The sequence below is a fragment of the Ruegeria sp. CK3 genome, assembly GCF_056536565.1.
The window spans coordinates 339,124-365,619 of the sequence record NZ_JBQFPV010000001.1 but is presented as its reverse complement, the minus strand read 5'-3'; the positions used below and the strand labels follow the sequence as shown (position 1 = coordinate 365,619).

Genomic DNA, 26,496 nt, shown 5'->3' with positions numbered 1-26,496 from the left:
CGCCTTCACTCAGCGGCTTGCTGACCTGCCATTTCGGACGCGAAAGCACAGATCGTCTTCAGAGCCGTTTCGAAGCGGTCATCATCGATGGTCATGGCAACCCGCACGTGTCCTGCAGCGGCTGTACCGAAGCTCTCTCCGGGCATGACGGCAATCGCGTGTTTATCGAGAAGGGCATTTGCAAACCCCTCACCGGTCAGACCGGTCGCACGGATATCCAACATCAGGTACATGGCGCCATCTGCAGGGACGAGGCCGATGGTATTCTGTTCGGCCAGCACCTGTAGCGCGCGGGTCCGGCGACGACGGAAGGGGGCTGCTATTTCATCTTCGAGTGTTGTGCCCGCGTTCAGGGCAAAGCGCGCGGCATCCTGAATGAAGCCTGGGACGCCATAGGTGGTGTGGGTGGCGAGATTGATGAGGTGGCTGATGACCTCTTCCGGGCCAATAACCCAGCCGCAACGTGATCCCGTCATGGCATGGGATTTCGACATGGACCCGACGACCAGCGTGCGGTCGGCCATACCGGGCAGGGCACGCGGAGACAGATGCGCGCCCTTCCATACCTGCGTGTCGTAAACCTCATCCGAGATCAGCCATAGGTCGCGCCTCTGGCACAGCTCAGCGATGTCCTTCAGTGTCTCGGGTGAATAAACCACTCCGGTCGGGTTGTTCGGCGTGTTGATCAGCAACGAGACCGCACCATCGGCCATGGCCTCGATCTGTTCGGCACGCGGTTGAAAGGCATCTTCAGCCGTGGTCTGAACCGCCCGCGCCACAGTGCCGGTTCCGCGAATGGTGCCGGGATAGGTGGCGTAGTAGGGGTCAAGGAACAGCCCGACATCGCCGGGGTTGCACACAGCCATATGAGCCGCAAACAACCCCGCCTGTCCGCCCGGAGTGATCAGGACATTGTTTCGGGTGGTTGATACTCCGGTCCGGGTCTGAACCCGTGCGGCAACCGTGTCGCGCAGCAGATCGGTGCCGGGTACCATGGCATAACCGGTATGGCCGTCGCGGGCCGATCGGTTCATCGCATCCAGGATCGAGGCATCGGTGCCGATGTCATGTTCGCCGATTGTCAGCTGCGTCACGGCGTGGCCTTCGGCGACCATGCGGCGCGCGCGATAGAACACATCCCACCCGTCGCTGCCGCCACCGGTGATCTGCGTGATGCGATCTGACAGTTTCATGATCTTGCCTCGGTTTGTATTTGTGGCGACAGGGGCAGAGCGATCCGAAATTGTCAATCAGCTTCGCGCAGGAAGGGTGGCCTGAACCTTTTTCGTGAGCGATGCACGCACCAGATCGTAAGAGGCGGCAAGGCGGTAGCGCATTTCGTCCTCATTCGCGTCAAAGGGCAGGCGAACCCAGCTGCGGTGGAAATACGGGGCTTTCACACCGACACCCGCATCGATCAGCATCTGCGCGGTTTCGAAATCGGGTGTTTTGACCGACACGCCATCATTGGCGGTCCCGATACAGGCGAACATCTTATCGCCGACCTTCCACGCATCATGCCCGCCGCCCCAGGGGTCCGACCATTCGGCCCCCGGCAGGTCGCGACAAATAGAGTTGACGAAATCCCGGCTCATGCGCGCAGAGTGCTGGAGAAGACGCGCGAACTCAAGCCTTGGCTTGGCGCGTGACGCATGTTATGCCCAGCGGATGGACCGGATGATCTGCACCATTATCTGCTGCATTACCTGCTGAATTCTCAAGCGGGCCGGTTTCTTTCGTTTTCATCCCTGAGACAAGTTGCTAAGCCCGCGCCAACGCGCAAGCTTTAGGAGCCCGAGTGATGACGACAATCAAGCTGCACAACACGCGGACGCGGACGAAGGAGGATTTCGTTCCGATCAAGGCCGACGACGTGCGGATGTATGTCTGTGGACCCACCGTTTATGATCGGGCCCATCTGGGCAATGCGCGACCGGTGGTTGTGTTCGACACGCTCTATCGGTTGCTGCGCCATGTCTACGGTGCGGATCAGGTCACTTATGTTCGTAACTTCACCGACGTGGATGACAAGATCAATGCCACAGCTTTGGCCCGCAAACAGGCCGGGGCCGAGGGGTCCTTGGAGCAGTTGGTGCAGGAACGATCCGATGAGACTATCGGCTGGTATCTGCATGACATGGGCGCGCTTGGGGCGTTGGAGCCGAACGCGATGCCGCGCGCGACCGAGTATATCGCGCAGATGATCGAAATGATCGAGGGGCTGATCGCGAAGGGCCATGCCTACGCCGCGGAAGGTCATGTGCTGTTTGCTGTCGATAGCTGGAAATCGGGGTATGGCAAGCTTTCCGGTCGCTCGGTCGATGACATGATTGCCGGAGCGCGGATTGAGGTTGCGCCTTACAAAAAGAACCCGATGGATTTTGTGCTGTGGAAGCCCTCGACCGATGAGCTTCCGGGGTGGGATTCGTCTTGGGGTCGGGGCCGTCCGGGGTGGCATATCGAATGCTCGGCCATGAGCTACGAACTGCTTGGGGCAAGCTTTGACATTCACGGCGGCGGCAATGATTTGATGTTCCCGCACCATGAAAACGAGATCGCTCAAAGCTGCTGTGCCCATCCCGAGGGTGAGTTTGCGCGCATCTGGTTGCATAACGAGATGCTGCAGGTCGAAGGCAAGAAGATGTCCAAGTCGCTGGGCAATTTCTTCACTGTGCATGACTTGCTGGAACAGGGCGTCCCCGGTGAGGTGATCCGCTTTGTTTTTCTACAGACCCATTATCGCAAACCGATGGACTGGACCGAGAAAAAAGCGCGAGAGGCGGAGGCCACTTTGCGCAAGTGGCGGGCGCTGACAGCGGGCATCGAGCCCGCCGCCAGCGCGGCACCCTCGGTCATCGAGGCGCTAGCGGATGACCTGAATACGGCGGGTGCCATCGCCGAACTCTACCGTTTGGAACGCCAGATCAGCCGGCAAAAGAACGCGTCGAATGAACCTGTGAATATGCACGATGGACTAGTTCAAAATTTCTTGGCGTCTGCACAATTGCTTGGTCTTCTGTTGCCTGAAATGGGCGCTTGGGCGGACACAGCGTCTGTTGATCTGACCTCTCATTCGGATCGACTGGCGACGGCGCGGAACTCTGCGATGCAGAGCAAGGATTTCTCGGAGGTTGATCGGTTAAAGTCAGCCTACGTTGCCGCTGGCCTAGAGGTTCGTATGAGCAAAGAAGGCGTTGAACTTGTCCCTGGTCCGGGTTTTGATCCTTCTAAGTTGGAGGCAATATAGATTACCGTCTCGTCCGGGGCCCACCCGGGCAGCGCCCGACCGCCCCCATGGGCGGGCGCTTCGCACCCAACTGCGGTCGGGCACTGCCCGCACAAGCCAAAGAGCCAGTATGATGACCAAAGAACGCCTCTATCTCTATGACACGACCCTGCGTGACGGGCAGCAGACGCAAGGTGTGCAGTTCTCGACGGCGGAGAAAGTGCAGATCGCGCAGGCTTTGGATGCGCTGGGGGTGGACTATATCGAAGGTGGTTGGCCCGGTGCGAACCCCACGGACAGCGCGTTTTTTGAGGTCGCTCCGAAGACCACCGCACGGTTGACGGCCTTTGGGATGACCAAACGCTCTGGACGGTCGGCCGAGAATGACGATGTCCTGGCTGCCGTTATGAATGCCGGGACGCAGGCCGTTTGTTTGGTGGGCAAGTCCCATGACTACCATGTGACCCATGCGCTTGGCATTTCGCTGGAGGAGAATGTCGAGAACGTCCGCGCCTCGGTCGCGCATCTTGTGGCACGGGGGCGTGAGGCGCTTTTCGATGCCGAGCATTTCTTTGACGGCTACAAGGACAACCCGGTCTATGCAACCGAGGTCTGCCGAGCCGCCTTGGACGCGGGCGCGCGTTGGGTGGTGTTGTGTGACACGAATGGCGGTGCTTTGCCATCCGAGGTCGGGCGCATCGTGTCCGAGTTGGTCGCCGCAGGCCTGCCAGGGGATCGACTGGGTATTCACACTCACAACGACACAGAAAACGCCGTGGCGTGTTCACTGGCAGCTGTCGATGCAGGCGCACGCCAGATTCAGGGCACTCTGAACGGGTTGGGAGAGCGCTGTGGCAATGCCAACCTGACCGCTCTGATCCCGACCTTGCTGTTGAAGGAACCCTATGCCTCGGGGTTCGAGATTGGTGTGAACCCGAACGCGCTGGCCGGTCTGACGCGGGTGAGCCGGATGTTGGACGATATCCTGAACCGTGTGCCGAGCAAGCAAGCGGCTTACGTAGGGGCCTCGGCCTTTGCGCACAAGGCGGGGCTGCATGCGAGTGCGATCCTCAAGGATCCATCGACCTACGAACACATCGACCCGGCGACGGTTGGGAACACGCGGATCATCCCGATGTCGAACCAGGCCGGGCAGTCGAACCTGCGCAAACGGCTGACCGACGCGGGCCTGATGGTTGAAAAGGGGGACCCCGCCCTTGGCCGTATCCTCGACCGGATCAAACAGCGCGAGGCTGAGGGGTATTCATACGATACCGCTCAGGCGAGTTTCGAACTGCTGGCGCGTGATGAGCTGGGGCAGATGCCCGAGTTCTTTGAGGTCAAGCGCTACAAGGTTACCGTTGAACGCCGCAAGAACAAGTACAACAAAATGGTCAGCCTGTCCGAGGCCGTGGTTGTAGTGAAAGTGGACGGTGAAAAGAAGCTCTCGGTCAGTGAATCGGTGGATGATCAAGGCAGCGACAGAGGGCCGGTGAACGCGTTGTCCAAGGCGCTTGCAAAGGATCTTGGGCAGTATTCGCAGGTGCTGTCGGATATGCGTCTGGTGGACTTCAAAGTGCGGATCACCCAAGGCGGGACCGAGGCGGTGACCCGCGTCATCATCGACAGCGAAGACGGGCAGGGGCGGCATTGGTCGACTGTAGGTGTAAGCGCCAACATAGTCGACGCCTCGTTCGAAGCGCTGCTGGAGGCGATCCAGTGGAAGCTGGTCCGCGATAGTGGACGTCGGAAAGCGGCGGCCGAGTGACTGCCGTCTTTGACGACGACGTAAAGGCTTGTGCGGCCCTTGTGCAAAAGGCCGATCCGGACCGGTTTCTTGCCACCATGGCATCCCCCGTCGAAGCGCGGGCCGTTCTGTTTCCGATCTATGCGTTGAATGCCGAAATTGCGCGCGCACCATGGGTCACACAAGAGGCGATGATTGCCGAAATGCGCCTGCAGTGGTGGCGCGATGCGTTGCAGGAAATTGCGGAAGGGCAACAGGTGCGGCGGCATGAGGTGGTGACCCCTCTGTCCCGTGTATTGTCGTCACACTTGGCCGGTTTGCTGGATGAATACGTGGCTGTCAGGCGGTGGGATATCTACCGCGATCCGTTCGAAGATACCGAGCATTTCGAGAATTACATCGATCAAAGCGCTGGCACATTGATGGTGGTCGCTGCGCAATCCCTCGGGGCTGCGGATGAACGTGTTTTGCGCGATTTCGGTTATGCGGTTGGCGTCGCGAACTGGTTTCGGGCCATTCCAGAACTGGAGGCCCGAGGGCGGATTCCGCTGCTCGATGGCACTGAAGACGGAGTACGCGCGTTGGCGGACACTGCGCTGAGGCGGCTGAAATCGGCGCGCAGCAGGCGATCGGAGGTTTCCCGCGCCGCTCGCCCGGCGCTCTATGCCGGATGGCAGGCCGAGTGGGTTTTGCGGAAGGTTCTTACAAACCCTGCGCGGGTCGCGCGCGGGGATCTGGCGCAGGGGGAACTCGGGCGCAGAATCTCTCTGATGTGGACGGCCAGCACGGGCCGCTGGTGATCAGGCGGTGTCCGGCTCGGCCGGGCGCATGACCAACCACAACAGCGCGCCTCCGGCCAATGTGAGCAAGGGAACCATGGCAAGGTTCACAGCCGTCCACCCCTCGACGGGGGACCCACCCGAACAGTTCATCAACCCGCCCGAGGCCAGTGAGGCAAAGGTCACGCCGCCAAACACCAGAAGGTCGTTCATGCCCTGCATCCGGCCACGCTCGCTGACGTCGTGTGAATCGGCCAGCATAGAGGTCGCGCCGATGAAGCCGAAGTTCCAGCCGATCCCAAGCAGGATCAGCGCGATGAAAAAGTTGCCAAGCTCCACGCCCTGAAGGGCGACAACGCCTGCGGCACCGAGAATGGCAAGGCCAAGCGCAACGATCTTTTCAACGCCGAAACGGGCGATCAGGTGGCCGGTGAAAAAGCTGGGGATATACATAGCCAGTACGTGGCCGGTCACTACATCCGCGGCATCATTGGCCGTGTATCCGCACCCGACCACAGCCAGAGGGGTCGAGGTCATTACGAGGTTCATCAGCGCGTAGGACACCATGGCGCAAATGATGGCGACGGCGATCCGAGGTGTCTTCAACATCTCGATACGCGACCGGCCTTTGGGGCTGTCTTCGCTCGCGCGCGGAGGTGTGGGGATGTCCAGAAAGAAGAACAGCGCTGAGCCTATAACGTTGATGCCGATCACGGCCAGATAGGTGCCCAGAAACGGAATGACATAGGCCGTTGAGGTCAGTTTAACGATCTGCGGGCCAATAATGGCAGCCGCTAGTCCGCCCGCCATCACATAGGAAATAGCTTTGGGCCGAAACGCGTCGGATGCGGTGTCCGCCGCCGCAAAACGGTAGAACCCGTGTGCGCTCATGTAGATACCGGTCAGCAGGCTGCCGATCAGGAAGATCGGGAAAGAGCCCAGATACAAACCATATGCTCCGATCAAACCGCCAAGTGCACCGGCGGTTGTTCCGACCAAAAACCCGGCGCGGCGGCCCCAGCGTTGCATGATCGCAGAGATTGGCGTGGCCGCCAGCATCGATCCCAGAACGATGAGCGATATTGGCAGCGTCGCAAGGCAGGCGTTTGTGGCCAGAGATTGGCCGGCCAGCCCTCCGACAATGAACATCATCGGCATTTGCGCGCCCAGAACAGCTTGCGCTGCCACAAGTACGGCAACGTTGCGCTTGGCTTGATAGTCGTTCGGAGTCTCTGAAATCACAGTCATGACGCCATGCGTATCGGCGATCTGCGGCTTGCACAAGCGGGTTGCATACGCGGCAAAGCACCCTAACGTGCGAGTGACTAAGAACACCGGAGCGCACATGTCCGTCGGACGCATCATCGAAACCAACGCCTGTGTGTCCGAAGGGGCCGAGTGGCTGGCCCAAACGTGTCCACGTATGGCCTATGCGATGGAACAGACGGGGCCTCTGCCGCTGCGTCGCAAACCGGATGGTTTTGCACAATTGTTGAGTGCAATCGTCAGTCAGCAGGTCAGCGTGGCCTCGGCCAACGCGATCTGGAAACGGATGCAGGAGGCGAAACTGACCGGCCCGCGCAAGATCATGTGGGCGTCTGATGAGGATTTGCGGGCCGTCGGGCTAAGCCGACAGAAGATCCGCTATGCTCGTGCTCTGGCCGAAGCACGTATTGATTACAGAGCGTTACGCGATGCTCCTGATGCAGATGTTATCTCGACCCTGACCGAAGTGTCCGGAATCGGTGTCTGGACGGCCGAGATTTACGCGATGTTTTCACTTGGCCGCGCCGATGTGATTGCTCCGGGTGATCTTGCCCTGCAAGAGGCTGCGCGGGTTCTCTACGACTTACCCAAACGTCCAACGGACAAAGAGCTGCGACAGATGGCCGAGGCATGGTCGCCGTGGCGGTCGGTTGCGGCGCGGGTTTTGTGGGCCTATTACCGGGTGGCCAAGCAAAGAGAAGGGATCAGATGACACGGGTTTTGAACGCGCTCAGGAAAGAGCCGGTTTCGGGCGACACACGCTCGGTCGTGGTGTTCGTACACGGCTACGGGGCGAACGGGGCCGATCTGTTGGGCCTTGCCGACCCACTGGGCGAGCATTTGCCCGACACGTTGTTCGTAGCCCCCGATGCACCGGAACAAATCCCTGGAATGCCGAACGGGTTTCAGTGGTTCCCGATCCCGTGGATCGACGGCTCGTCCGAGGAAGAATCCCGACGCGGCATGGAGATGGCAAGCGACGACTTCAACGCCTTCCTCGACGCGCTGATGGTGGACGAAGACGTACTGCCTGAGCAGGTCGTTCTGTTCGGGTTCAGCCAGGGCACGATGATGAGCCTGCACGTCGCCCCACGCCGTGAGGACCCTGTGGCCGGGATCGTCGCGTTCTCGGGCCGTTTGCTGGAGCCAGACTTGTTGCCGGACGAAACCGTCAGCCGGATGCCGATCCTGTTGGTCCATGGGGATGCCGATGACGTTGTGCCTCCGCAATCTTTGCCCGAGGCGGCAGAAGCCCTGCAAGCGGCGGATTTCAAAGAGGTCTACGCCCATGTCATGAAAGGCACCGGCCACGGTATCGCGCCGGACGGCCTGAGCGTGGCGCTGGCCTTCATGCGCGACAAGCTGAGCCTGTAGGCGTGATTGCGGTTCGCCCCATGATGCCCGAGGATGTGGCCGACGCCTGCCGCATCCTCAACGATATCATCGCCGCAGGCGGGACGACCGCGCATGAAATTCCCTTTTCAGAGGCGTTGTTTTCACAGAGCTATCTAACCGGGGCCGATAAGATTTGCTGCCACGTCGCATTGGACGACCAAGGCGCGGTGGCCGGGTTTCAGTGGTTGGGAACTCACGATGCCTTGCCCGAAGATTGCGCGGATATTGCCACCTTTACCCGGCGCGATCCTCCGTTGCGCGGCGCAGGGCGTGCGTTGTTTCAAGAAACCTCGAAAACTGCGGCGGCCGTGGGGTTCAAGGCGATCAACGCTACCATACGTGCGGACAATTCGCCGGGCCTCGGCTACTACGAAAAAATGGGGTTCGTTGACTATTCTGTGGACTATGGCCGCCCACTGCGGGATGGCACACCGGTCAATCGAATTTCGAAACGCTTTGATCTTGGAAAGGGCAACGCATGTTGATTGTCACCGGAACCGTCGAAGTCTCGGCCGATCATGTGGAAAAGGCGGCCGAGGCTGCAAAGGTGATGGTCGCAGAAACGGTGAAAGAGCCGGGCTGCCTGATCTATGAGTTCAGTCAGGTACTCGGCCACGCGAACCTCTTCCGGGTCTATGAAGAATGGCAGGATCAGGCGTCGCTAGAGGCGCATTTCGCCGCCCCGCATATGGCGGCGTTCCAAGCCGTATTGGCTGAGGTCGGTGTGATCTCAAGCGAGATCTATCGCGTTGTGAGTGGGGAAAAGCAGTCCTTGCGCTGACGGTTTCAGGCCCAAAGGTGCCCTTCGGCAAATTCGACCGAGTTGCCAGAAGGATCCCGCACGTAAAGGGACCGCGCGCCGTTTGGCCAATCGAACTCGGCATCCAGGGGGATGTTCCAATCCAGCAGATGCTTTCGCATTGCAGCCATCTCATCCCGCGTCAGGACGAGGCACACATGCCCTGGCCCTAGCGCGCCGTGCGGAGGGACAGGCAGGTCTGGGTTTAGCGGTGGCAGCTGGGTATTTTCAGGATTGAATATCAGCAGAACAGAGGCTCCGACCCGATAAAACACGTGGCGGTCCTCAATGCGCTGTATCTTTTCCAGCCCCAGAACCTCACCGTAGAACCGTTCGGCGGCGTCCAGATCATCGACATAAAGCGCCGCTTCCAAGATGGCAGAGGGGGCCGGTATCTCGGGTGTCACCTTCATGCGGTTCAGTTTAGCCCGGCGCGTGCGGTCTGTCACCGTCGGGGGCGTCGATCCCGTTTGCGCTGTGGAGTGGCCTGAATCTGCGGTAACGGTAGGCTGTCCCACTGACCCGTCTTGAGCCCTTCAAGCGTCCAGTCTCCGATGCGACAGCGGATCAGGCGCAGGGTCGGCAGACCAACCGCCGCTGTCATCCGGCGCACCTGCCGGTTTTTGCCCTCGCGAATCGTCAGCTCAATCCAGCTGTCCGGCACGGTCTTGCGTTCGCGGATTGGAGGCATACGGGGCCAGAGGTCCTCGGGCTCATCAATCTGACGTACTTTGGCGGGGCGGGTCAGGCCATCCTTCAACTCGACCCCATCGCGCAGGGCCTTGAGGGCCGCCATATCCGGCTCGCCCTCGACCTGCACCCAATAGGTTTTGGTCATCTTGTGTTTCGGGTCTGATATCTGCGCCTGCAGCTTGCCATTGTCGGTCAGCAACATCAGCCCTTCGCTGTCACGGTCCAGACGACCGGCGGGATAGACGCCGGGCAGGTCGATGAAATCCGACAGGGTGCTGCGCGGCGACTCGGCGTTTGCGCGGTCGGTGAACTGCGGCAGCACATCAAAGGGTTTGTTGAATCGAATGAACCAGCTCATACCTCCGCCATAGCCTGCAAAACACGCTGTGTGCAACCTGTGGATAACTGTCATCTGGCTGTTACGGATTCGGCTTACCCAGTCTGCGACATATTGTGGAAACTCAGGGCTTGTCAGAGTTTTAACACGATATATAGTTATCTTAAGGCCGGGGCGGGTGCTCCCCGCTCTGGTGTCACAAACGGGCAGCTGAGAGCGAGGAGCGATTCTGTGATGGACGGAGACTTCAGGACCGATTTTGTAAGAGAACCGGGTATGCTCAAACAGCATCCGGCCTTGGTTTTGAATGCCGATTACCGCCCTTTATCCTACTATCCCTTGTCTCTGTGGCCGTGGCAGGAGGCGGTCAAGGCGGCCTGGTTGGACAGGGTCGATATCGTGGCTGAATATGACGAAGTGGTCCGCAGCCCGAGCACCGAGATCCGAATACCGTCGGTGGTTGTCCTCAAAGACTATGTAAAACCCAGAAAGCGCGTGGCCTTCACGCGCTTTAATTTATTTCTGAGGGATGAATTCCGCTGCCAGTATTGCGGAAGCCGGGACAACCTGACCTTTGACCACGTTGTGCCGCGCGCCGCCGGAGGGGTGACGAGTTGGCAGAACGTGGTTGCTGCGTGCAGCCCGTGCAACCTGCGCAAAGGCTCCAAATCGCTACGTCAGGCAGGAATGAACCTGCGCAAACCGCCGCGTCAGCCCGATGCAGAGGCCTTGCGCAATATCGGACGGAAATTCCCGCCGAACCACCTGCATGACAGCTGGATCGACTTCCTCTATTGGGACGCGGAACTGGACGAGGCTTAAGCCTTCGCGCGCCACGCGGCCAGCCAGAGCAGAACCAGAACGGCGGAAATGGCTGCGTTCCAACCGGCCATGGACAAGCCAAACATTTCCCACGGGATTTCATCGCATCGCACTAGGGGGGCGGCCATGATCTGATTCATCAGTTGTTCTGCCGACAACCCTCCAATATCGCCGGAGGTGCAGGTTGAGGGGCCTTCCCACCATCCTTGTTCGACGCCCGCGTGAAAGAAGCCAATTCCGGCCGTGATCGTCGCGGCCAAGGCTCCTATCAGCGGTAGCGGGTTGAGTTTTGGCAACACCAAGGCCAGAGCCCCGATCACGACTGCAGCGACATGGGGATAGCGTTGCCAGATGCACATTTTGCAGGGTGCCAGGCCGCCAATATGCTGAAATCCCCATGCGCCCAACAAAAGAGCCGCCGATCCTCCGGCTGCGAGGATCACGTAAGTCGATCGTTTTGTCATAGATATTTAACCGCCAGAAACCCACCAAACAGCAGGATGATGAACAGGGTGAACATAAGCCCGAGGCGCTTTTCGATGAAGTCCCGGATCGGCTCTCCGAACTTCCACAGTAGGCCTGCCACAAGGAAGAACCGCAACGCACGCGCCAGAATCGAGGTCGCAATGAAGTTACCCAGCGGCATGCCGGTCCAGCCGGACATGATGGTGATCACCTTGTAGGGGAAGGGGGTCACACCGGCCGCCAGCACGGCCCAGAAGCCGAAATCGTTGAAGCGGGTGTTGAACTCTTCCATCGCGTCGGCCTTGCCCATGGATTCGAGAATGGGTTGTCCGATGCTTTCATAGGCAAAGGCGCCAATCGCATAGCCCAGCATACCGCCCAGAACCGAGGCCACCAGGGCAACGCCTGCAATGAGCCACGCCTTCGAGGGGCGCGCCAGAATCATCGGGATCATCAGGACATCGGGTGGAATCGGAAAGAACGAGCTTTCGATAAAGGCCACGACGGCAAGCGCCCATAGGGCATGAGGGTGCTCGGCCAGCCGAATGGTCCAATCATACAGGGATCGCAGCATCACACTCTCACAGTCGCGTCTCAGGTCGTGACAGGCAAACCACGGGCGTGCGGAAGGGTCAACTGCCGTGCGGCCAACAATCGACGGGGCAGTGTGTTTTTGCCTCTGGACCTTCCCGGTTAGGGGCGCTAATCCAATGTCCGTGGCCCAAGTGGCGGAATGGTAGACGCAGGGGATTCAAAATCCCCCGGTAGTGATACCGTGCCGGTTCGAGTCCGGCCTTGGGTACCAAAGTAAAAACAGAGGGTTAGGGGAACCTGCTCTCTGTTTTTTCTTTTTCAAGTGATGTCTTGCTACGCATGTGCACCCTTATTGGGCATTTAAACCGCGATCCTCTGAATAAAATGCGTTTTACCTCGCTGCGGGTCAAATGGCTTAGAAGCCGCCGCTCGATGGGGAAAGATTTGAAAACAACCTCATATCTGATGCGAGAGGCGTTCTGTCGAAGGGCTGGCCTTGACTTTCAGCGTATCTGAATGAAACCTCGGACCTGTTGGGAGATATCGGAAAATCTATACAGCTGGCCCTGTTGCAATGCGGATTGATCTGACCTATCGGCACAATCCCCAATGCGGGTCCCGGAAGGGAGGCGTCAGCCTTTTCCCGCCCAAGTCATAATAATGGGAGTTCTTAAATGAAAAACAGCAGCAAGCTTAGCCTCGGCGCGTTTGTGACCGCTGCAATGATGGCACCTGCCGCCTATGCGGAAGAGTTCATCACCATCGGTACAGGTGGCGTAACCGGCGTGTACTATCCCACCGGTGGTGCGATCTGCCGTCTGGTCAACAAAGGCCGCAAGGAACACGGCGTACGCTGCTCGGTCGAATCGACCGGCGGCTCGGTCTACAACATCAACACCATCCGCGAGGGTGAGCTGGAGTTTGGTGTGGCCCAGTCCGACTGGCAGTACCACGCATACAACGGCACATCGAAATTCGAAGAGGCTGGCCCCTTCGAAAATCTGCGCGCTGTATTCTCGGTACACCCTGAGCCCTTCACCGTCGTGGCCCGTGCCGATTCCGGCATCGCCAGCTTTGAAGACCTCAAAGGCAAGCGCGTTAACATCGGTAACCCCGGTTCCGGTCAGCGCGGCACCATGGACGTTGTTCTGGAAGCCATGGGCTGGACTCTGGACGACTTCGAACTGGCATCCGAGCTGAAAGCGGCTGAGCAGTCGGCAGCTCTGTGCGACAACCAGATCGACGCGATGATCTACACTGTTGGTCACCCGTCGGGTTCGATCCAGGAAGCGACCACCGCATGTGATTCCGTTCTGGTGAACGTCACTGGCGACGCGATTGACGGCCTGATCGACGGCAACTCGTACTACCGTACCGCGACCATTCCGGGTGGCATGTACCGTGGCTCGGACGGCGACACCACCACCTTTGGTGTTGGCGCAACCTTCGTGACTTCGGCAGATGTGTCGGAAGATGCTGTGTATGCAGTTGTCAGCTCGGTCTTCGAGAACTTTGACGACTTCAAAAAGCTGCACCCTGCGTTTGCAAACCTGAAGCCCGAAGAGATGATCGCGGACGGCCTGTCGGCTCCGCTGCATCCGGGTGCTGAAAAGTACTACAAAGAAAAAGGCTGGGTTCAGTAAACCAGACCTGAAGCAGGGTGCCCAAGGGCGCCCTGCAACCCAAGCCCGGACCGAACGGGCAAAAATAAGGCCAAAAAGGCCACATGACGGGGAGACATTTATATGAGTTCCGACACGCAATCCAACCGACCGCTATCCGAAGAAGAGCTTCAGGAGCTTGTTGCCTCCTCCGATGCCGGCGGTCGTAACCCGGTCGGTAGTGTCGGGATCTTTCTGGCGATTGTCGCCGCGCTTTGGTCGGTGTTTCAGGTCGTTTTGGCCTCGCCAGTATCAAACGTCGTTTTGCCTGGCAGCGTGGTCAACAACTCGCGCCAGATCCACCTGGCCTTTGCGATGTTTTTGGCTTTTGCGGCCTATCCGGCGCTGAAATCCAGCCCTCGGAGCTATATCCCCGTGCAGGACTGGATTATGGGGCTGCTGGGCGCGTTTGTGGCGCTCTACGGCTACTTTTTCTACGACAAGATCGTGAATGCAGGCGGTCTGGCGGACGACACCGATAAATGGGTCGCGCTGGGTGGGTTGCTGTTGCTGTTCGAGGCCGCGCGTCGTGCGCTTGGCCCGGCCATGGCGATCATCGCGACGATCTTCCTTGCCTATGTCTTCTTCGGCTCGTCCGAATGGGTGCCTGAGGTGATCCGCTGGAAAGGCGCGAGCCTGAAGAAAGCAATGAGCCATATGTGGATCACGTCTGAGGGCGTGTTCGGCATCGCGCTTGGTGTGTCGACTAAATTCGTCTTCTTGTTCGTGCTATTCGGGGCGTTGCTCGATAAAGCCGGGGCAGGGAATTACTTTATCAAGATGGCCTTCGGCGCCCTCGGCCATCTACGCGGTGGCCCGGCCAAGGCGGCTGTCGTGGGTTCGGCGGCGACCGGTCTGATCTCTGGCTCGTCGATTGCCAATGTTGTGACCACCGGTACGTTCACCATTCCGCTGATGAAGCGCGTCGGCTTCTCCAGTGAGCAGGCGGGCTCGGTCGAGGTTGCCTCATCCGTGAACGGCCAGATCATGCCACCTGTCATGGGGGCCGCGGCCTTCCTGATGGTGGAATATGTGGGTATTTCCTACGTTGAGGTCATCACCCATGCCTTCCTGCCGGCTGCGATCTCTTACATCGCGCTGGTCTATATCGTTCATCTGGAAGCCGTGAAGCGGAACATGCCGACGCTGGGCAACCGTGAGGTTCACCTCGCGCGGACCGTGGTCGGAATGCTGTCCTTTTTCATCGTCTTTGCTGGCCTATGCTACGGCTCGCAATACCCGGTCGAAGCGGTCACCAGCATGGTGCCAACGGCCGCTGGCATGGTGCTGAGCCTGATCGTCTGTGCGGTCTATGTAGCGCTGCTTTATCTTGCTGCGCAGGTCCCGGATCTTGAGCCGGATGATCCCAACGCCAAAGAGGTTGAACTTCCCGTCATCGCGGACATCTACAAGGCCGGTCTGCACTATCTGCTGCCGATCATCGTGCTGGTCTACTTCCTGATGATCGAGCAGAAATCACCCGGTCTGTCCGCCTTCTGGGCAACGGCGCTGCTGTTCGTGATCCTGCTGACGCAGAAGCCACTCAAAGCGATTTTCCGGGGAGAGAGCGAGGTCTACAACCGCTTCATCGACGGTGTTGCAGATCTGTGGCAAGGCCTGATCGACGGCGCGCGCAACATGATCGGGATCGCACTGGCCACGGCCACTGCGGGCGTGATCGTGGGCACCGTGACGCTGACCGGTGTGGGCCAAGTGATGGCCGATCTGGTCGAATTCCTGTCGGGCGGCAACCTGATCCTAATGCTGGTGATGGTTGGTATCCTCAGCCTGATCCTGGGTATGGGCCTGCCGACAACGGCGAACTACATTGTCGTCAGCTCACTGATGGCAGGCGTTGTGGTCGAACTGGGCGCGCAAAGCGGGCTGATCGTTCCGCTGATCGCGGTTCACCTGTTCGTGTTCTACTTCGGGATCATGGCGGACGTGACGCCTCCGGTCGGGTTGGCGAGCTTTGCGGCGGCCGCCGTGTCCGGTGGTGACGCGATTCGTACCGGCTTCACGGCCTTCTTCTACAGCCTGCGGACCGTAGCGCTGCCGTTTGTGTTCATCTTCAACACAGACCTGCTGCTGATCGACGTGACATGGGTCGAAGGGATCACCGTCGCCATATTCGCTACGATTGCGATTTTGGTCTTCACAGCGGGCACAATGGGTTATTTCCTGACCCATAACCGCATTTACGAAAGCGTTGCCCTGATCGCGGTAGCCTTTGCGCTGTTCCGGCCAGACTTCTTCATGGACCGCATCTCACCACCCTTTAGCTCAGTCGAGCCAGCCGCCTTCGTGGAAACCATCGGAGAAACGCCTCCGGGCACCGAGGTCCGCGTTGTTGTCAGCGGTCCTGACTTCGACACGCTCGAGATGACCGACACTACCGTTGTCGTTACTGTCGGCGACGAAGAGGGCGGAGCCGCGCGTGTTGACGCCATGGGTCTGCTGCTGTTGGAAGAGGACGGATTGGTCAAACTCGAAGAGCCGCTTTTCGGTTCGCCCGTCGCGGATGAGTTGGGCATTTTCGACTATTACGGCGATGACGCGGTGCGTCTGAGCTCGGTCAGCCTGCCGTCCGGTCAGCCTCCAAAACAGCTGATCTATATCCCGGCGATGCTCTTGTTGGGCCTGATCGCCTTCCTGCAACGCGGCAGGGCCGCCAGACAAGAAGAGGTGGCGGCATGACACAATCGGTTCTCTGCGCCGTAGATATCAGCAATGGTGATCTGGACAGCCCTGTATTGCAGAAAGCGGCCGCACTGGCGAATATGGACGGCGCGCAACTGGATGTGGTGACCGTCCTGCCGGACTATGGTGAAAGCTGGGTCTCAGGGTTCTTCGAGGCAGACCACCACGAAAAGGCGTTGGAACAGGCACAGGTTGAGTTGACCGAGCTATGCGTGGCGACCTTGGGCGCTGAGCGTAATGCCTCCGTCCGGCATGTCGTCGCCACCGGGACCGCCTATCAGGAGATCCTGAAAACCGCAGAAAGTGCGGGGTCGGACCTGATCGTTATCGGTGCGCACAAGCCGGATTTGAAGGACTATCTTCTGGGGCCGAACGCCGCCCGCGTGGTGCGGCACGCAAACGTCTCGGTCTACGTCGTGCGGTAGATCAGTATCCGGTCATCTCCAGATAGCCGCGCCCGGCGTGGCTGCCTGAGACGGTGACCGGGCCTTCCCAGTACTCAAATCGCGTTCCCATCCATGCATCGGGTATTAAACCCGCAACCTCAACGTCCAAGTCATATTCTGGCAGTGCGACGTTCCAGCGTATCGGCACGTCGCGCCCGGCAACCGGCGCGGTTTCAAGCGGCTTGAACGAGGCCGACCCATCAGGCAACGCCCGCGTGGTGCCATCGGCATTGATCCATGTGGCGGCCGTAAAGTCCTGACGATCGCCACGCAGGCGAAAACCCATCAGCTTCTCGCCGGTATCAAAGCTGAGCGAGAACCAATCCCAACCGCTCTGATCCTCGGCCAGTGGTTGCGAGGACCACTCACGATCCAACCACGCCTGACCGGTGACCGTGACGTCTCGGTCTGGCAGGTGCAATGTGCCTTCCACAGCGTAGAACGGTTGCGAGTAGTAGTAGCTCGCTTGTCCGTCGGCGGATTTTACCGAATAGCCAGCGTCCCCATGAAAGACCAACGGCCCTTGGGCGTTCAGCGAAAGGTCATAGCCAAAATCCGCGCCATGTGCCGTTAGGGACAGAGTATCGAAGTTAGGTCCACTCATCCGCCATTCGTCGATCCAGGCCGCAAACGGTTGCGCCGTGACACCGGCCTGTCCAACACCACCGCGCGACAGGCGTTCCGCAAAGAAGTGGCGTTCGGGTGTGGTGACTGCGGCATGGCCCATCCAAATCTGAGGGCTCTGCCAGCCTTCGGTTTCAAAGGGTTTCAGGGCTGATCGGAACAAGGTCCATTGAATGCCATAGTCCTTCCCGCCGTCGCCTTTCAGATTAGCCGTCAAATACCACCATTCGATCCGATACGCGGGATGAGGGCCATGATCTGCGGGGAACTCGAACGTGTAGCCGCGCTGAGGGACTTCGAATCCTTCGGCGGAACCGCCAAGCCCTGCATACCCCTGAGCCAATGCGCCAAAGGGGAAGAGAAGCAGCACCGCAATCAAAAAGGCCTTAGCGTTCATTGGCAAATACTCTCAGCAAGTCGGCGGGTGGCAACCGCAGCAGACGCAGGGCGGGCAGGGCGGCCGCGGCCAGCGCGGCAACGAGGGTCAGCAGGAAGAGAATCAGCCAGTCCCATGGGAAGACAAACATAGGCAGCCGCCAGCCGAAGGCCTCGACATTGATTACGGCCAGCAGCACCCAGGCGAGGATCAGACCGAGTGGCAGCGCAAGGCAAGCCGTCATCGCGGCCAGTATGGCACTGCGCGACAGCTCCAGCCGTGCCAATTGTGCTCGGTCTAGTCCGAGCGCCCAAACCGGAGCGATCTGGGGCAGGCGCTGCGTCCAGAGCGTCAGGAGGCTGGTGAGGATGGCAAACCCGGCAACCCCAAGTGTCAAGACATTCAGGGCTGAGGTTACCACAAAGGTCTTCTCGAAGATCGCGCGGGATTGGGCCTTCATCGCCGCTTGTTGAACAACGGCATGAGGCGCAAGCTCGAACCGCTCGCGCAGGGTCTGCGCCAACTCGGTTGCGCGGTTTGGGTCCAGGCGAATGCCGAACCGCCGCGCCTCTTGCCCCGGTGCGATCAGGTCCAGTTGAGCCATCGAAACAATCGCCTGTCCGGTTGGGTTGCCATAGTCCGAGTAAACACCTGCGACGGGCAATTGGTGGTTCGGACCAAGGCGCAGCACATCACCGGGCCAGAGGTCAGCGCGTCGTGCAAGCTGTTCGTTGATCAACACAGCGTCACCCGACATGACCCGATCCCAACTGTCATCTGCACGCGCGATCAATGGCCAATACTGGCGGTAGGTCGGGTCGTCGACCACGCCATACAGGAACAACGGCCCGGTTTCATGCGCCAATTCTACGTTGCGGATGGGGAGGATTGCGGTGACTTGCGGCTCTAGCCACTGGGTAATCTCGCGCCCTTGTTGGTCGCTCTCAGTGGTCAGGTATAGCTCGGAGGTCAGTCGTTGATCCAGCCAGCCGACAAAGGTGAGGCGGAAGCTGGAGACCATGGTTCCCACGCCGATATTCGCCGCCAAGGCCAGCAGCAGCGCCATCAGAGCGAGCGACAGACCGGGCAGTTGCGCGCGCATGTCTGCCCAGACCCATTGCGCAACCGGGCCTTTGGCGCGACTGGCGCAGAGGTTTAGCGCTACAGACAGACTAATCGGCAACAGCAAGGCCGCCCCCGTCAACAGGCCTGCCAATAGTGCGAAGCCGCCGAGGAGGCCTCCGACCATGGTGTAGGCGAGGCCTCCGAAGACAAGCAGCGCCAAGCCGCAGTAGGCCGCCAACCGTTGGCCTTGCCCGCTGCCGCGCCAGGCTTGCAGGCCCGGACCTGCCAACAACGGCATGCGGGACAGGCGCCATAAGGCTTGCGCACTTGCGATCAGAGTGCCTCCGAGCGCCATTCCTAGTCCAGCCAACGCCCATGCGGGTTGGAGAGTCAATTGCCCGGTCACAGGTGCGCCGTAGAGGCCGCGCAATGTGGCGGCCACATCTGGTAAAAGCGCTCCGGCGAGGAAGAAGCCTAGGATCAAGCCGATGATGCCTCCGATCAGGGCCAGCAGGGTCAGCTCAGCCAGGATCAACCAAACCAGCCGCCGCATCGAGACACCAAGCGCCCGCAACGTTCGGATCATGCCGCGACGCTGCGCAAAAGCCAGACCGACTGTTCCATTGACAATGAACAGCCCCACGGCAAAGGACAGCATTCCAAACGCGGTCAGGTTCAGGTGGAAGCTATCGGTCAGCTGCGCGGTATCGACTTGTGAAGTGGGGCTGACCCGGTCCAATTCGGGTACGATTTCCGACAGTGGAGGGACCGAGCGAGGTTGGCTCGGTAGAACGACAAGGCGAGAGATCTGACCGGGCGCCCCGAGCAAGGTTTCGGCAACTCCAATGTCAGTCAGGATGACATCGGGTGGAAGCTCGGTTGTTATCAGGACCGGCGGCAGATCGTCTTGCGACTGCAATAGGGTGGCTAACTCAGCCGAGGCCAGCAAGCGGCCCGGTGCTGTCAGGATATCAGCGGGATCCGTTTCGGCCTCAGCCTCGGTGATCGCAGGCAGGGCCGGATAGGCGACCATGTCGACGCCTAACACGCGCAGCGTTCGGCCGTGGATGCGATAGGGCCCCTCGAGCACCGCTGCGACCTGCCAACCGGCGCGGCGCAGGTCGGCATAGCGGGCCAATGGGATCGCGCCGGAAGGGTCGCGCAGCTCATCAAACTGGCCGAGGGCAAGCTGCGCATTGGCACGGGCGTAACTGGCGCGGGCCTCAGCATTGATCGCCTGAACCGCCGACCAAAGCCCGGTTGCCAACGCGATCCCAATTAGAAGCGTTGCAAGCTGCAACCAATGGCTTCGCCAATGAGATAACAGCGCCTGTATTATGGCAGCCGTCATTGAATACGCCCGCCTGCCAGATGAACTCTGCGATCCAGTTGGCCTGCGATATCTTGCGAATGCGTCACCAATAGCAGCGCGGCACCTGACTCAGTCACGAGGGACAGCATCAGATCCAGAACGGCCGCACTGGCGGTTTCATCCAGATTGCCCGTCGGCTCATCCGCGAGCAGCAGCTTGGGCCTGACGGCCATCGCGCGCCCGATGGCGACGCGTTGCTGCTGACCGCCGGACAAACGCTCGGGGAAGCGGGACAGAAGATCGCTCAGGCCGAGGCGATCGGCCAGATGCGCCTCCCAATCTGGATCATGACACCCGGCCAGCCGCGCGTGGAAGGACAGGTTCTGTGTGACCGTCAGCGATGGGATCAGGTTGAACTGCTGAAATACTAGCGAGACGTGTTTCCGTCGCAGCCCGGCGCGCCCGGCATCATCCAGACCCGACAGAGCAATACTGTCCAACGTGATCTCTCCGGCGTCGAAATGATCCAGCGCGGCCGAGAGGTTCAGCAAGGTGGATTTGCCGCTGCCGCTTTCACCGGTCAGCGCCAAGGTTTGGCCGTGGTCCAGCGACAGCGAGACATCCTGCAGCACAGGCCGTCCACCGGGATAGGTCTTGTGAACATGTTCAATCGACAACAGCATGATCCGCCTCGCTTTTTGTCCTAGATGTGCAACTGTTTGATCCGCTGTCCAGTGCCGACTAGGTCTTGATACGTGACATCGGCCTGTGCCCTTGTGCTTGCGGGCCGCAAAGGTCATGCTGAGACGACCTTACCGCAGCTTGATTCAGGACGTAAAAACATGACCTTGCTACATCAGATTGTCTGGGGAAGCACGTTTCTGGGCCTTTGTTTTCTGGTCGAAATCCTGCTTTTGACATGGTGTACCGTGGTGATCATGAAGATGGAAACCAATCTGGAAAAGAGAGGCGTGTTTATGGGCACGGCGATGCCGATTGCGGTGGCTCTCGTTTTCATTGTCGCGATCCACACCATTCAGGTTTGGATTTGGGCGATCGTCTGGGTGTTGCTCGACGTTCTGCCGGATTGGAACACCGCGATTTACTTTTCCTTGGTGACCTTCACGACCCTGGGCTACGGCGACATTGTTCTGGGTGAGGCACTTCGGATTTTCGGGTCTTTCGCTTCCGTGGCGGGGCTGTTGGCCTTTGGCCTGTCGACCGCTTACATGGTTGCCATGATGACGCGCGTATTTCAGGACCGAATTTTCTCTTAAAGAATAGGGGCAAAGAGCCGCGCCAGAGGGGCACCAAAACGGATATGGGCTGGTTGCTGGGGCATGGATCGCGTTAGCTCATAGCAGTTCTCGAAATCGGCTGAGAGCATCTCACTGACGGCTTCCGCCGCGCGTGGGTCGAAGAACAGCGCCATCGCCTCAAAATTCAGCCGGAATGAGCGGTTGTCCAGATTTGTCGTTCCAACCGCAGCCAGGGCATCGTCGACCACAAACGCTTTTTGATGCATGAACCCGTCAGTGTAGCGGAACACCCGCACGCCGCAGTCTCGGATTTCATCAAAATAGGCGAAGGCGGCCAGCCAGGGCAGGCGGTGGTCGATCACGTCTGGTAAAAGAATACGGACGTCGACCCCGCGCATGGCCGCGTGCTGCAGGGCAGTCATGATGTCGATGTCCGGCACAAAATAGGGCGAGGCGATCCATAACCTTTCCTTGGCCTCGGCGATGGCGGCAAAGAACAGCATTGCGCCGGTTTCGGTGTCATCTCCCGGCCCGGTTGCCACCAATAGGGCGTTCATGTCCTGCTCGGCCTCGCTTCCTGCCCAATCAAGGTGGTCAATCAGATCCTCATCGCGCGCCCAGTGCCAGTCTTCGCAGAAAATCAGCTGTAGCTGCCGCACGATGTGGCCGGTCATCTTCAGGTGGGTATCTCGCCAATGGCCGAAACGCTCGCTTTGGCCCAGATACTCGACCCCTACATTGTGGCCGCCGATGAATCCGGTTTCGCCATCAATGATTACCGTTTTGCGGTGATTGCGATAGTTCAGCTGAAACCGGAAGTTCGGGCCACGTTGTTCTTTGGGGTCGGCTACATCTATCCCAGCCTCGCGCATCGTTTCGAGATATGTGGGAGGAAGGCCGTAGCTGCCGACGGCATCTGTCATGAACCGAACGTGTACGCCGCGCTTGGCTGCGGCGATCAGCTTTTTCTGCAGCTCTTGCCCAAGTGTATCATCCCGGACGATGTAGAACTGGATCAGGATGTAGTTTTTAGCGGAGTCAATCGCCTTGAAAATCGAATCAAACGTGGCCTGCCCATCGACCAGCAACTCAGCCCCGTTCCCGCGTGAGACGGGCAGGTGGGCCAGAACCTCAAACGGACGTGGGTTGAGTGTCATAGTCGAGGGATCGGGTTTCGAATAGTCGGCAAAGGTCTTGATGCCCTCGACGACACGCTCGCTTTCCTGCCGCGCGATGCGGTAGCCGCGAAAGCGGTGGTGGCCTAGAAACAAATACATCGGTACCGCAAAGAAGGGGGCCGAGATCAGGAAGACCACCCAGCCCACTGCACCCTGAGGGGTACGCGCGGTTTGCGCCGCGCGTAGCGAGAACACGCCTGCTGTCACGTAGAGACAAAAAACGAGGGCAGAAACAAGCAATGTCCACATAGGGTTGAGGGCCTCCGGCGCAGGTTAGTTAGCGCCAGTGTAGATGCGAGACCAGTCCTGCGCCATATCCACAATGACCCAGCCCATGTCGGGGCCTTTATCCAACCCATCAACCAAGCGCCCAATTGGGCTTTCGCGGTCATAGGCCCATTCCCGTTCCGCATCCGTGTGGTGGACAAGGACCCCAAGACGCGGACCATCACCGGCCGTAGTCCACTCCATCATGGCGAAGTCGCCGTCCGAGTTACCCCCGGCCAGAATGGGGCGCTTGCCGAGTGTGCGTTCGATGTTGATCGGCTTGCCCTCCTTGTCGTCGATAAAGGCGATGCCCGGTTCCTTGACGATGGTTGGAACACCATCGACCTGCGCATAGCTGGTGGTGCCATAAGTGCCGAGGATTTGCTCGGGCGGAATGCCATAGGCCTGTTCGGCAAAGACCCGCATGAAATGAAGACCGCCGCCTGAAACGATGTAGGTCGTAAATCCCTCATCACGCAGATAGCGCAACAACTCGACCATTGGTTGGTAGGTCATCTGATCAAAGGGTAAACCGGTATCGGGGTGCTGCGTATTGTCCAGCCAATCGGCTACCGCGGTCTGAAACGCCTCGACGCTGACGCCGGAATGCGAGGCGTTGACGACCTCGATCAACGCGTCGTGACCGCCTTTTAGGATGGTCGCAAGATCACCCTCGGCGGCGGCTTTCAAGGTCGGAGTGGTCAGGATGCTTGGATCCTGCTTGGCCATTTTCGCCAGCCGATCCATAGCAAAGATGAATTGGAAATAGACAGGCTGTTCCGCCCAAAGCGTGCCATCATTGTCAAAGACCGCGACCCGATCTGCAGGGGTGACATAATCCGGGCCGTCAGGGTCGGTCACGGCCTGGACAAACTCTACAATCGCGGCTTTCGAGTCACTTTGCGTCCAGCTGGGCAGGGGGTCCGCCAGCGACGCAAAGGGGGCAACAGACAAAAGGGCGCTAAGAACAGCGTGTTTCATGAAATTCTCGGTGGTTTTTGAATGGAAAAGGGCCGCCCCAACACGGGCGGCCCGGTTTATTTGGGCGCCGATCTTAGTTGTTGGTCGGCGTTGTCAGCTTCTCCATCACCTGATCAAGGTTGAAGCTTGCCGCTTTCTGGCGCGGTGGGAATTCCTCAAACGTGCTCAGGAACGTACCGACATATTGCTGGGCGGGAACCAGGAAATAGGCCCGATCCAACAGCCAGTCATAGTATGTGTTCGAGGTCCGGTATGCGCGCTCATACGGGTCGCGTCGCAGGTTGATGATCAACGGGATGCGCAGCTCGGTCCAGGGTTCGATCCAGGCGCGCAGTGTTGCCCATGCTTTCTGCTCCAGGAAGATCAGCTTCCAGTCTTCAAAACGAAGCGCCGTCAGGTCACCATCGTCGGAGAAGTAGAAGATCTCTTTCCGGGGGCTTTCGGTGGACTCACCGGTCAGCAAGGGCAGGATATTGTAGCCATCCAGATGCACCTTGTAATCGCGGCCCATACCAGACGAGCTATAGCCCGCTTTCAGCTTTTCCTTGATGTCCGGATCGCCGGCAACCGCAAGGTAGGTGGGCAGCCAGTCCATATGGTGAACGATCTCGTTGGTGACAGAACCGGCCTCAATCTGGCCCGGCCAGCGCACCATCGAGGGCACACGCCATCCGCCTTCCCAGTTGGTATTCTTCTCACCCCAGAAAGGCGTCGCGGCGGCATCCGGCCATGTGTTCATGTGCGGGCCGTTGTCGGTGGAGTAGTGAACGATCGTGTTGTCGGCGATGCCAAGCTCGTCCAGCAAATCCAGCAGTTGCCCGACATGCATGTCATGTTCAATCATGCCTGCGGTGTACTCATCGGCCACACGACCCGAGATTTCGTTGGCCTTGGTGCGCATCTCGTCCTTGACGTGGGTCCGGAAGTGCATACGGGTCCCGTTCCACCAGACATAGAAGGGCTGACCCTGCTCATGCGCTCGGGTGATGAAGTCGATTGCGGCCGCCACGGTCTCATCATCTACGGTTTCCATGCGCTTGCGGGTCAGAGGGCCGGTGTCCTCGATCGTGCCATCGGATTTGGATTTGATCACGCCACGTGGGCCATACGCCTCGCGGAAGGTGCGGCCATCGGCCAACACGCGATCACCGGGATAGTCTTCGTTTTCCGGTTCTTCCTCGGCATTCAGGTGATAAAGATTCCCGAAAAACTCATCAAATCCATGGTTTGTCGGTAGGTGCTCATCCTTGTCACCCAGGTGGTTCTTGCCGAACTGACCGGTCACATAGCCGTGGTCTTTCAGCAGGCCGGGAATGGTCGGATCCTCGACCTGCATCCCCAGATCAGCACCGGGAAGGCCAACCTTGGACAGACCGGTCCGGAACACGGACTGACCCATGATGTAGGAGGACCGGCCCGCGGTACAGGACTGCTCACCGTAATAGTCGGTGAAGATCATGCCTTCTTTGGCAACGCGGTCGATATTGGGTGTCTGATATCCCATCAGACCCATCGTGTAGGCCGAGATATTGGACTGACCAATGTCGTCGCCCCATATCACAAGAATATTGGGCTTTTGATCCTGCGCCCAAGCCGGCAGGGCAAGGGCAACGGCAACCGTCGCAACAGCGACCCTGCGCACTGCACTGCGCCAATTGTTAGCAATCATTCGTGGAGGTGACATGTAGTACTCCTCAGTAAAACGGGAATTAATGGCCCGGTAATTTTATCGTTAATGGCAGCGGCCGACTTAAGAAAAGACCGCGAGCAAGGTGTTGATTGTCGGACAAAAAACTATCTATTGGTCCGAGAATCGAACAGAACTAGATTAGGCTATGAAACGTATCGAAAACTTATCATATGATCGCTTTGAAAGATACTAATGTTTGATGTTGATGAGGATATCCGAACGCTGACCCAGTCGGATTGGTTTGGCGCGCGCGGCCACAAATTTCAGAGCGATCTTATGACCTGCGCCGTGCGAAAAACCTTTGATGCGGGGGAAACGCTTTATCTCTACGGCGATGAGGCAAATGGAATTCACGCGGTTCTCAGCGGCGCCGTGCAAATCACCGCACCGGCTGATGACGGGCAGGAATTTGTCGTTCATCGCGATGGGCGTGGGTTTTGGGTTGGTGATTTGGCGCTGTTCGCCGAAGCACGGCGCCTGATCAGTGTGATGGCGACCCAAACAACCCGGGCCTTGTTCTTTCCCACCTCACGGGTCGAGAGGCTGGTACAAGACAACCCGGAATACATACGCGATTTCTACGCCTTGACGCGCGAGAACATGAAAACCTCCCTGCGCATCATGGCCAATCTGGCTGTCACGGGCACCGAGAAGCGCCTTGTTTTGCGTCTGTTGCATCTGGACGAGGGTGCTGCGAAAGCCGAGGGGTGGATCATCGTATCGCAAGAGGAGCTGGCTGCGATGGTCGCGGTTTCTCAGCCGACCTTGCATCGGAACCTGCATCGTCTGGTGGATCTGGGACTGGTTGAACTCGGCTATGGGCGCCTGCGCCTCATCGACCGCAGCAAACTGATTGCCAATTGCCAGAGCTGAT

General features: G+C 59.1%; 26 protein-coding genes and 1 tRNA gene. 14 read left to right on the top strand and 13 right to left on the bottom strand.

Annotated elements, in window-relative coordinates; translation table 11 throughout:
* Positions 1-5: 5 nt before the first annotated feature.
* Complete coding sequence (locus tag ACR0C3_RS01865; RefSeq protein ID WP_480756866.1) at positions 6-1,193, bottom strand: pyridoxal phosphate-dependent aminotransferase; 1,188 nt, start codon at positions 1,191-1,193, stop codon at positions 6-8.
* Positions 1,194-1,250: 57 nt separating this feature from the next.
* Positions 1,251-1,595, bottom strand: coding sequence for an MmcQ/YjbR family DNA-binding protein (locus ACR0C3_RS01860; protein WP_170675995.1), 345 nt, complete (start codon positions 1,593-1,595; stop codon positions 1,251-1,253).
* A gap of 206 nt (positions 1,596-1,801) precedes the next feature.
* Here ACR0C3_RS01860 and cysS point away from each other — a divergent pair, with 206 nt between their 5' ends.
* The 3 genes from cysS to ACR0C3_RS01845 all read left to right on the top strand — a co-directional run bounded on the left by cysS (position 1,802) and on the right by ACR0C3_RS01845 (position 5,773).
* Positions 1,802-3,247: a cysteine--tRNA ligase gene (gene cysS / locus ACR0C3_RS01855; RefSeq protein WP_480756864.1), complete on the top strand. Its 1,446-nt coding sequence runs from the start codon at positions 1,802-1,804 to the stop codon at positions 3,245-3,247.
* Positions 3,248-3,359: 112 nt separating this feature from the next.
* Positions 3,360-4,994, top strand: coding sequence for a citramalate synthase (gene cimA / locus ACR0C3_RS01850; protein WP_480756862.1), 1,635 nt, complete (start codon positions 3,360-3,362; stop codon positions 4,992-4,994).
* Entirely contained in the window at positions 4,991-5,773 is a 783-nt protein-coding gene (locus ACR0C3_RS01845) for a squalene/phytoene synthase family protein (protein ID WP_480756860.1), read from the top strand. Before cimA ends, ACR0C3_RS01845 begins: the two co-directional genes overlap by 4 nt.
* On the opposite strand, the gene ACR0C3_RS01840 is transcribed toward ACR0C3_RS01845, so the two are convergent.
* Positions 5,774-7,000 carry an MFS transporter gene (locus ACR0C3_RS01840; protein WP_480756935.1) on the bottom strand — a complete coding sequence of 409 codons (1,227 nt, stop codon included), beginning with the start codon at positions 6,998-7,000 and terminating at the stop codon, positions 5,774-5,776. It lies immediately after the preceding gene.
* A gap of 97 nt (positions 7,001-7,097) precedes the next feature.
* Here ACR0C3_RS01840 and ACR0C3_RS01835 point away from each other — a divergent pair, with 97 nt between their 5' ends.
* Genes ACR0C3_RS01835 through ACR0C3_RS01820 form a run of 4 tightly spaced genes read left to right on the top strand, consistent with a single transcriptional unit; the run spans position 7,098 to position 9,194 of the window.
* On the top strand, positions 7,098-7,730 hold the full coding sequence (locus ACR0C3_RS01835; protein ID WP_480756859.1) for a DNA-3-methyladenine glycosylase family protein: 633 nt from the start codon (positions 7,098-7,100) through the stop codon (positions 7,728-7,730).
* Complete coding sequence (locus tag ACR0C3_RS01830) at positions 7,727-8,392, top strand: alpha/beta hydrolase (protein WP_170479682.1); 666 nt, start codon at positions 7,727-7,729, stop codon at positions 8,390-8,392. Before ACR0C3_RS01835 ends, ACR0C3_RS01830 begins: the two co-directional genes overlap by 4 nt.
* Before the next feature lie 2 nt (positions 8,393-8,394).
* Entirely contained in the window at positions 8,395-8,898 is a 504-nt protein-coding gene (locus ACR0C3_RS01825) for an N-acetyltransferase family protein (RefSeq protein ID WP_480756858.1), read from the top strand.
* Positions 8,892-9,194: a putative quinol monooxygenase gene (locus ACR0C3_RS01820; protein WP_170665175.1), complete on the top strand. Its 303-nt coding sequence runs from the start codon at positions 8,892-8,894 to the stop codon at positions 9,192-9,194. Before ACR0C3_RS01825 ends, ACR0C3_RS01820 begins: the two co-directional genes overlap by 7 nt.
* A 5-nt stretch (positions 9,195-9,199) precedes the next feature.
* On the opposite strand, the gene ACR0C3_RS01815 is transcribed toward ACR0C3_RS01820, so the two are convergent.
* Positions 9,200-9,625 (bottom strand): VOC family protein, encoded by a 426-nt coding sequence (locus tag ACR0C3_RS01815; RefSeq protein ID WP_480756856.1) that lies wholly within the window; start codon positions 9,623-9,625, stop codon positions 9,200-9,202.
* A 32-nt stretch (positions 9,626-9,657) separates the two neighbouring features.
* On the bottom strand, positions 9,658-10,263 hold the full coding sequence (locus tag ACR0C3_RS01810; protein ID WP_480756854.1) for an rRNA large subunit pseudouridine synthase E: 606 nt from the start codon (positions 10,261-10,263) through the stop codon (positions 9,658-9,660).
* Between the two features lie 213 nt (positions 10,264-10,476).
* Here ACR0C3_RS01810 and ACR0C3_RS01805 point away from each other — a divergent pair, with 213 nt between their 5' ends.
* A complete protein-coding gene (locus tag ACR0C3_RS01805; protein WP_170458136.1) occupies positions 10,477-11,064 on the top strand; it encodes an HNH endonuclease in 588 nt (195 codons plus the stop codon).
* Here the strand turns inward: ACR0C3_RS01805 and ACR0C3_RS01800 are convergent.
* Together ACR0C3_RS01800 and ACR0C3_RS01795 are read right to left on the bottom strand one after the other, a co-directional pair.
* The gene (locus tag ACR0C3_RS01800; RefSeq protein WP_480756853.1) at positions 11,061-11,528 is read right to left on the bottom strand and encodes a disulfide bond formation protein B; all 468 of its coding nucleotides are present in this window, start codon (positions 11,526-11,528) and stop codon (positions 11,061-11,063) included. The two genes, ACR0C3_RS01805 and ACR0C3_RS01800, sit on opposite strands and share 4 nt — an antisense overlap.
* The gene (locus ACR0C3_RS01795; protein ID WP_480756851.1) at positions 11,525-12,103 is read right to left on the bottom strand and encodes a YqaA family protein; all 579 of its coding nucleotides are present in this window, start codon (positions 12,101-12,103) and stop codon (positions 11,525-11,527) included. Before ACR0C3_RS01795 ends, ACR0C3_RS01800 begins: the two co-directional genes overlap by 4 nt.
* Before the next feature lie 145 nt (positions 12,104-12,248).
* On the opposite strand from ACR0C3_RS01795, the gene ACR0C3_RS01790 reads away from it, so the two are divergent.
* The 4 genes from ACR0C3_RS01790 (at position 12,249) to ACR0C3_RS01775 (ending at position 16,849) form a co-directional block, all read left to right on the top strand.
* A tRNA-Leu gene (locus ACR0C3_RS01790) sits at positions 12,249-12,334 on the top strand.
* 403 nt (positions 12,335-12,737) lie between these two features.
* Positions 12,738-13,706, top strand: coding sequence for a TAXI family TRAP transporter solute-binding subunit (locus ACR0C3_RS01785; RefSeq protein ID WP_170373646.1), 969 nt, complete (start codon positions 12,738-12,740; stop codon positions 13,704-13,706).
* 102 nt (positions 13,707-13,808) lie between these two features.
* The gene (locus ACR0C3_RS01780; RefSeq protein WP_480756850.1) at positions 13,809-16,421 is read left to right on the top strand and encodes a TRAP transporter permease; all 2,613 of its coding nucleotides are present in this window, start codon (positions 13,809-13,811) and stop codon (positions 16,419-16,421) included.
* Positions 16,418-16,849: a universal stress protein gene (locus ACR0C3_RS01775; protein WP_170641507.1), complete on the top strand. Its 432-nt coding sequence runs from the start codon at positions 16,418-16,420 to the stop codon at positions 16,847-16,849. The genes ACR0C3_RS01780 and ACR0C3_RS01775 overlap by 4 nt, the downstream gene beginning before the upstream one ends.
* 1 nt (position 16,850) lies before the next feature.
* On the opposite strand, the gene ACR0C3_RS01770 is transcribed toward ACR0C3_RS01775, so the two are convergent.
* Genes ACR0C3_RS01770 through ACR0C3_RS01760 form a run of 3 tightly spaced genes read right to left on the bottom strand, consistent with a single transcriptional unit; the run spans position 16,851 to position 20,930 of the window.
* Positions 16,851-17,891 (bottom strand): lipocalin-like domain-containing protein, encoded by a 1,041-nt coding sequence (locus tag ACR0C3_RS01770; RefSeq protein ID WP_480756848.1) that lies wholly within the window; start codon positions 17,889-17,891, stop codon positions 16,851-16,853.
* Complete coding sequence (locus tag ACR0C3_RS01765; RefSeq protein ID WP_480756846.1) at positions 17,881-20,286, bottom strand: FtsX-like permease family protein; 2,406 nt, start codon at positions 20,284-20,286, stop codon at positions 17,881-17,883. The genes ACR0C3_RS01770 and ACR0C3_RS01765 overlap by 11 nt, the downstream gene beginning before the upstream one ends.
* Positions 20,283-20,930 carry an ABC transporter ATP-binding protein gene (locus tag ACR0C3_RS01760; protein WP_480756844.1) on the bottom strand — a complete coding sequence of 216 codons (648 nt, stop codon included), beginning with the start codon at positions 20,928-20,930 and terminating at the stop codon, positions 20,283-20,285. The genes ACR0C3_RS01765 and ACR0C3_RS01760 overlap by 4 nt, the downstream gene beginning before the upstream one ends.
* A 159-nt stretch (positions 20,931-21,089) precedes the next feature.
* Here ACR0C3_RS01760 and ACR0C3_RS01755 point away from each other — a divergent pair, with 159 nt between their 5' ends.
* A complete protein-coding gene (locus ACR0C3_RS01755) occupies positions 21,090-21,524 on the top strand; it encodes a potassium channel family protein (RefSeq protein ID WP_170373652.1) in 435 nt (144 codons plus the stop codon).
* On the opposite strand, the gene cls is transcribed toward ACR0C3_RS01755, so the two are convergent.
* From cls to ACR0C3_RS01740, 3 genes are all read right to left on the bottom strand, one after another.
* Positions 21,521-22,933, bottom strand: a complete 1,413-nt coding sequence (cls, locus tag ACR0C3_RS01750; RefSeq protein WP_480756842.1) for a cardiolipin synthase — start codon at positions 22,931-22,933, stop codon at positions 21,521-21,523. The two genes, ACR0C3_RS01755 and cls, sit on opposite strands and share 4 nt — an antisense overlap.
* A gap of 24 nt (positions 22,934-22,957) precedes the next feature.
* A complete protein-coding gene (locus ACR0C3_RS01745) occupies positions 22,958-23,932 on the bottom strand; it encodes an HAD family hydrolase (protein ID WP_480756841.1) in 975 nt (324 codons plus the stop codon).
* A 73-nt stretch (positions 23,933-24,005) separates the two neighbouring features.
* Positions 24,006-25,616 carry an arylsulfatase gene (locus ACR0C3_RS01740; protein ID WP_247748279.1) on the bottom strand — a complete coding sequence of 537 codons (1,611 nt, stop codon included), beginning with the start codon at positions 25,614-25,616 and terminating at the stop codon, positions 24,006-24,008.
* A 198-nt stretch (positions 25,617-25,814) separates the two neighbouring features.
* Between ACR0C3_RS01740 and ACR0C3_RS01735 the strand changes: the two genes are divergently transcribed.
* Positions 25,815-26,495 carry a Crp/Fnr family transcriptional regulator gene (locus ACR0C3_RS01735; protein WP_480756839.1) on the top strand — a complete coding sequence of 227 codons (681 nt, stop codon included), beginning with the start codon at positions 25,815-25,817 and terminating at the stop codon, positions 26,493-26,495.
* Position 26,496: the final 1 nt, after the last annotated feature.

Coding starts and splice junctions, on each gene's coding strand:
- ACR0C3_RS01865 (WP_480756866.1), bottom strand. CDS start 1,193: ATGAAACTGTCAGATCGCATCACGCAGATCACCGGTGGCGGCAGCGAC.
- ACR0C3_RS01860 (WP_170675995.1), bottom strand. CDS start 1,595: ATGAGCCGGGATTTCGTCAACTCTATTTGTCGCGACCTGCCGGGGGCC.
- cysS (WP_480756864.1), top strand. CDS start 1,802: ATGACGACAATCAAGCTGCACAACACGCGGACGCGGACGAAGGAGGAT.
- cimA (WP_480756862.1), top strand. CDS start 3,360: ATGACCAAAGAACGCCTCTATCTCTATGACACGACCCTGCGTGACGGG.
- ACR0C3_RS01840 (WP_480756935.1), bottom strand. CDS start 7,000: ATGACTGTGATTTCAGAGACTCCGAACGACTATCAAGCCAAGCGCAAC.
- ACR0C3_RS01835 (WP_480756859.1), top strand. CDS start 7,098: ATGTCCGTCGGACGCATCATCGAAACCAACGCCTGTGTGTCCGAAGGG.
- ACR0C3_RS01830 (WP_170479682.1), top strand. CDS start 7,727: ATGACACGGGTTTTGAACGCGCTCAGGAAAGAGCCGGTTTCGGGCGAC.
- ACR0C3_RS01820 (WP_170665175.1), top strand. CDS start 8,892: ATGTTGATTGTCACCGGAACCGTCGAAGTCTCGGCCGATCATGTGGAA.
- ACR0C3_RS01815 (WP_480756856.1), bottom strand. CDS start 9,625: ATGAAGGTGACACCCGAGATACCGGCCCCCTCTGCCATCTTGGAAGCG.
- ACR0C3_RS01810 (WP_480756854.1), bottom strand. CDS start 10,263: ATGAGCTGGTTCATTCGATTCAACAAACCCTTTGATGTGCTGCCGCAG.
- ACR0C3_RS01805 (WP_170458136.1), top strand. CDS start 10,477: ATGGACGGAGACTTCAGGACCGATTTTGTAAGAGAACCGGGTATGCTC.
- ACR0C3_RS01800 (WP_480756853.1), bottom strand. CDS start 11,528: ATGACAAAACGATCGACTTACGTGATCCTCGCAGCCGGAGGATCGGCG.
- ACR0C3_RS01795 (WP_480756851.1), bottom strand. CDS start 12,103: ATGCTGCGATCCCTGTATGATTGGACCATTCGGCTGGCCGAGCACCCT.
- ACR0C3_RS01785 (WP_170373646.1), top strand. CDS start 12,738: ATGAAAAACAGCAGCAAGCTTAGCCTCGGCGCGTTTGTGACCGCTGCA.
- ACR0C3_RS01780 (WP_480756850.1), top strand. CDS start 13,809: ATGAGTTCCGACACGCAATCCAACCGACCGCTATCCGAAGAAGAGCTT.
- ACR0C3_RS01775 (WP_170641507.1), top strand. CDS start 16,418: ATGACACAATCGGTTCTCTGCGCCGTAGATATCAGCAATGGTGATCTG.
- ACR0C3_RS01770 (WP_480756848.1), bottom strand. CDS start 17,891: ATGAACGCTAAGGCCTTTTTGATTGCGGTGCTGCTTCTCTTCCCCTTT.
- ACR0C3_RS01765 (WP_480756846.1), bottom strand. CDS start 20,286: ATGACGGCTGCCATAATACAGGCGCTGTTATCTCATTGGCGAAGCCAT.
- ACR0C3_RS01760 (WP_480756844.1), bottom strand. CDS start 20,930: ATGCTGTTGTCGATTGAACATGTTCACAAGACCTATCCCGGTGGACGG.
- ACR0C3_RS01755 (WP_170373652.1), top strand. CDS start 21,090: ATGACCTTGCTACATCAGATTGTCTGGGGAAGCACGTTTCTGGGCCTT.
- cls (WP_480756842.1), bottom strand. CDS start 22,933: ATGTGGACATTGCTTGTTTCTGCCCTCGTTTTTTGTCTCTACGTGACA.
- ACR0C3_RS01745 (WP_480756841.1), bottom strand. CDS start 23,932: ATGAAACACGCTGTTCTTAGCGCCCTTTTGTCTGTTGCCCCCTTTGCG.
- ACR0C3_RS01740 (WP_247748279.1), bottom strand. CDS start 25,616: ATGTCACCTCCACGAATGATTGCTAACAATTGGCGCAGTGCAGTGCGC.
- ACR0C3_RS01735 (WP_480756839.1), top strand. CDS start 25,815: ATGTTTGATGTTGATGAGGATATCCGAACGCTGACCCAGTCGGATTGG.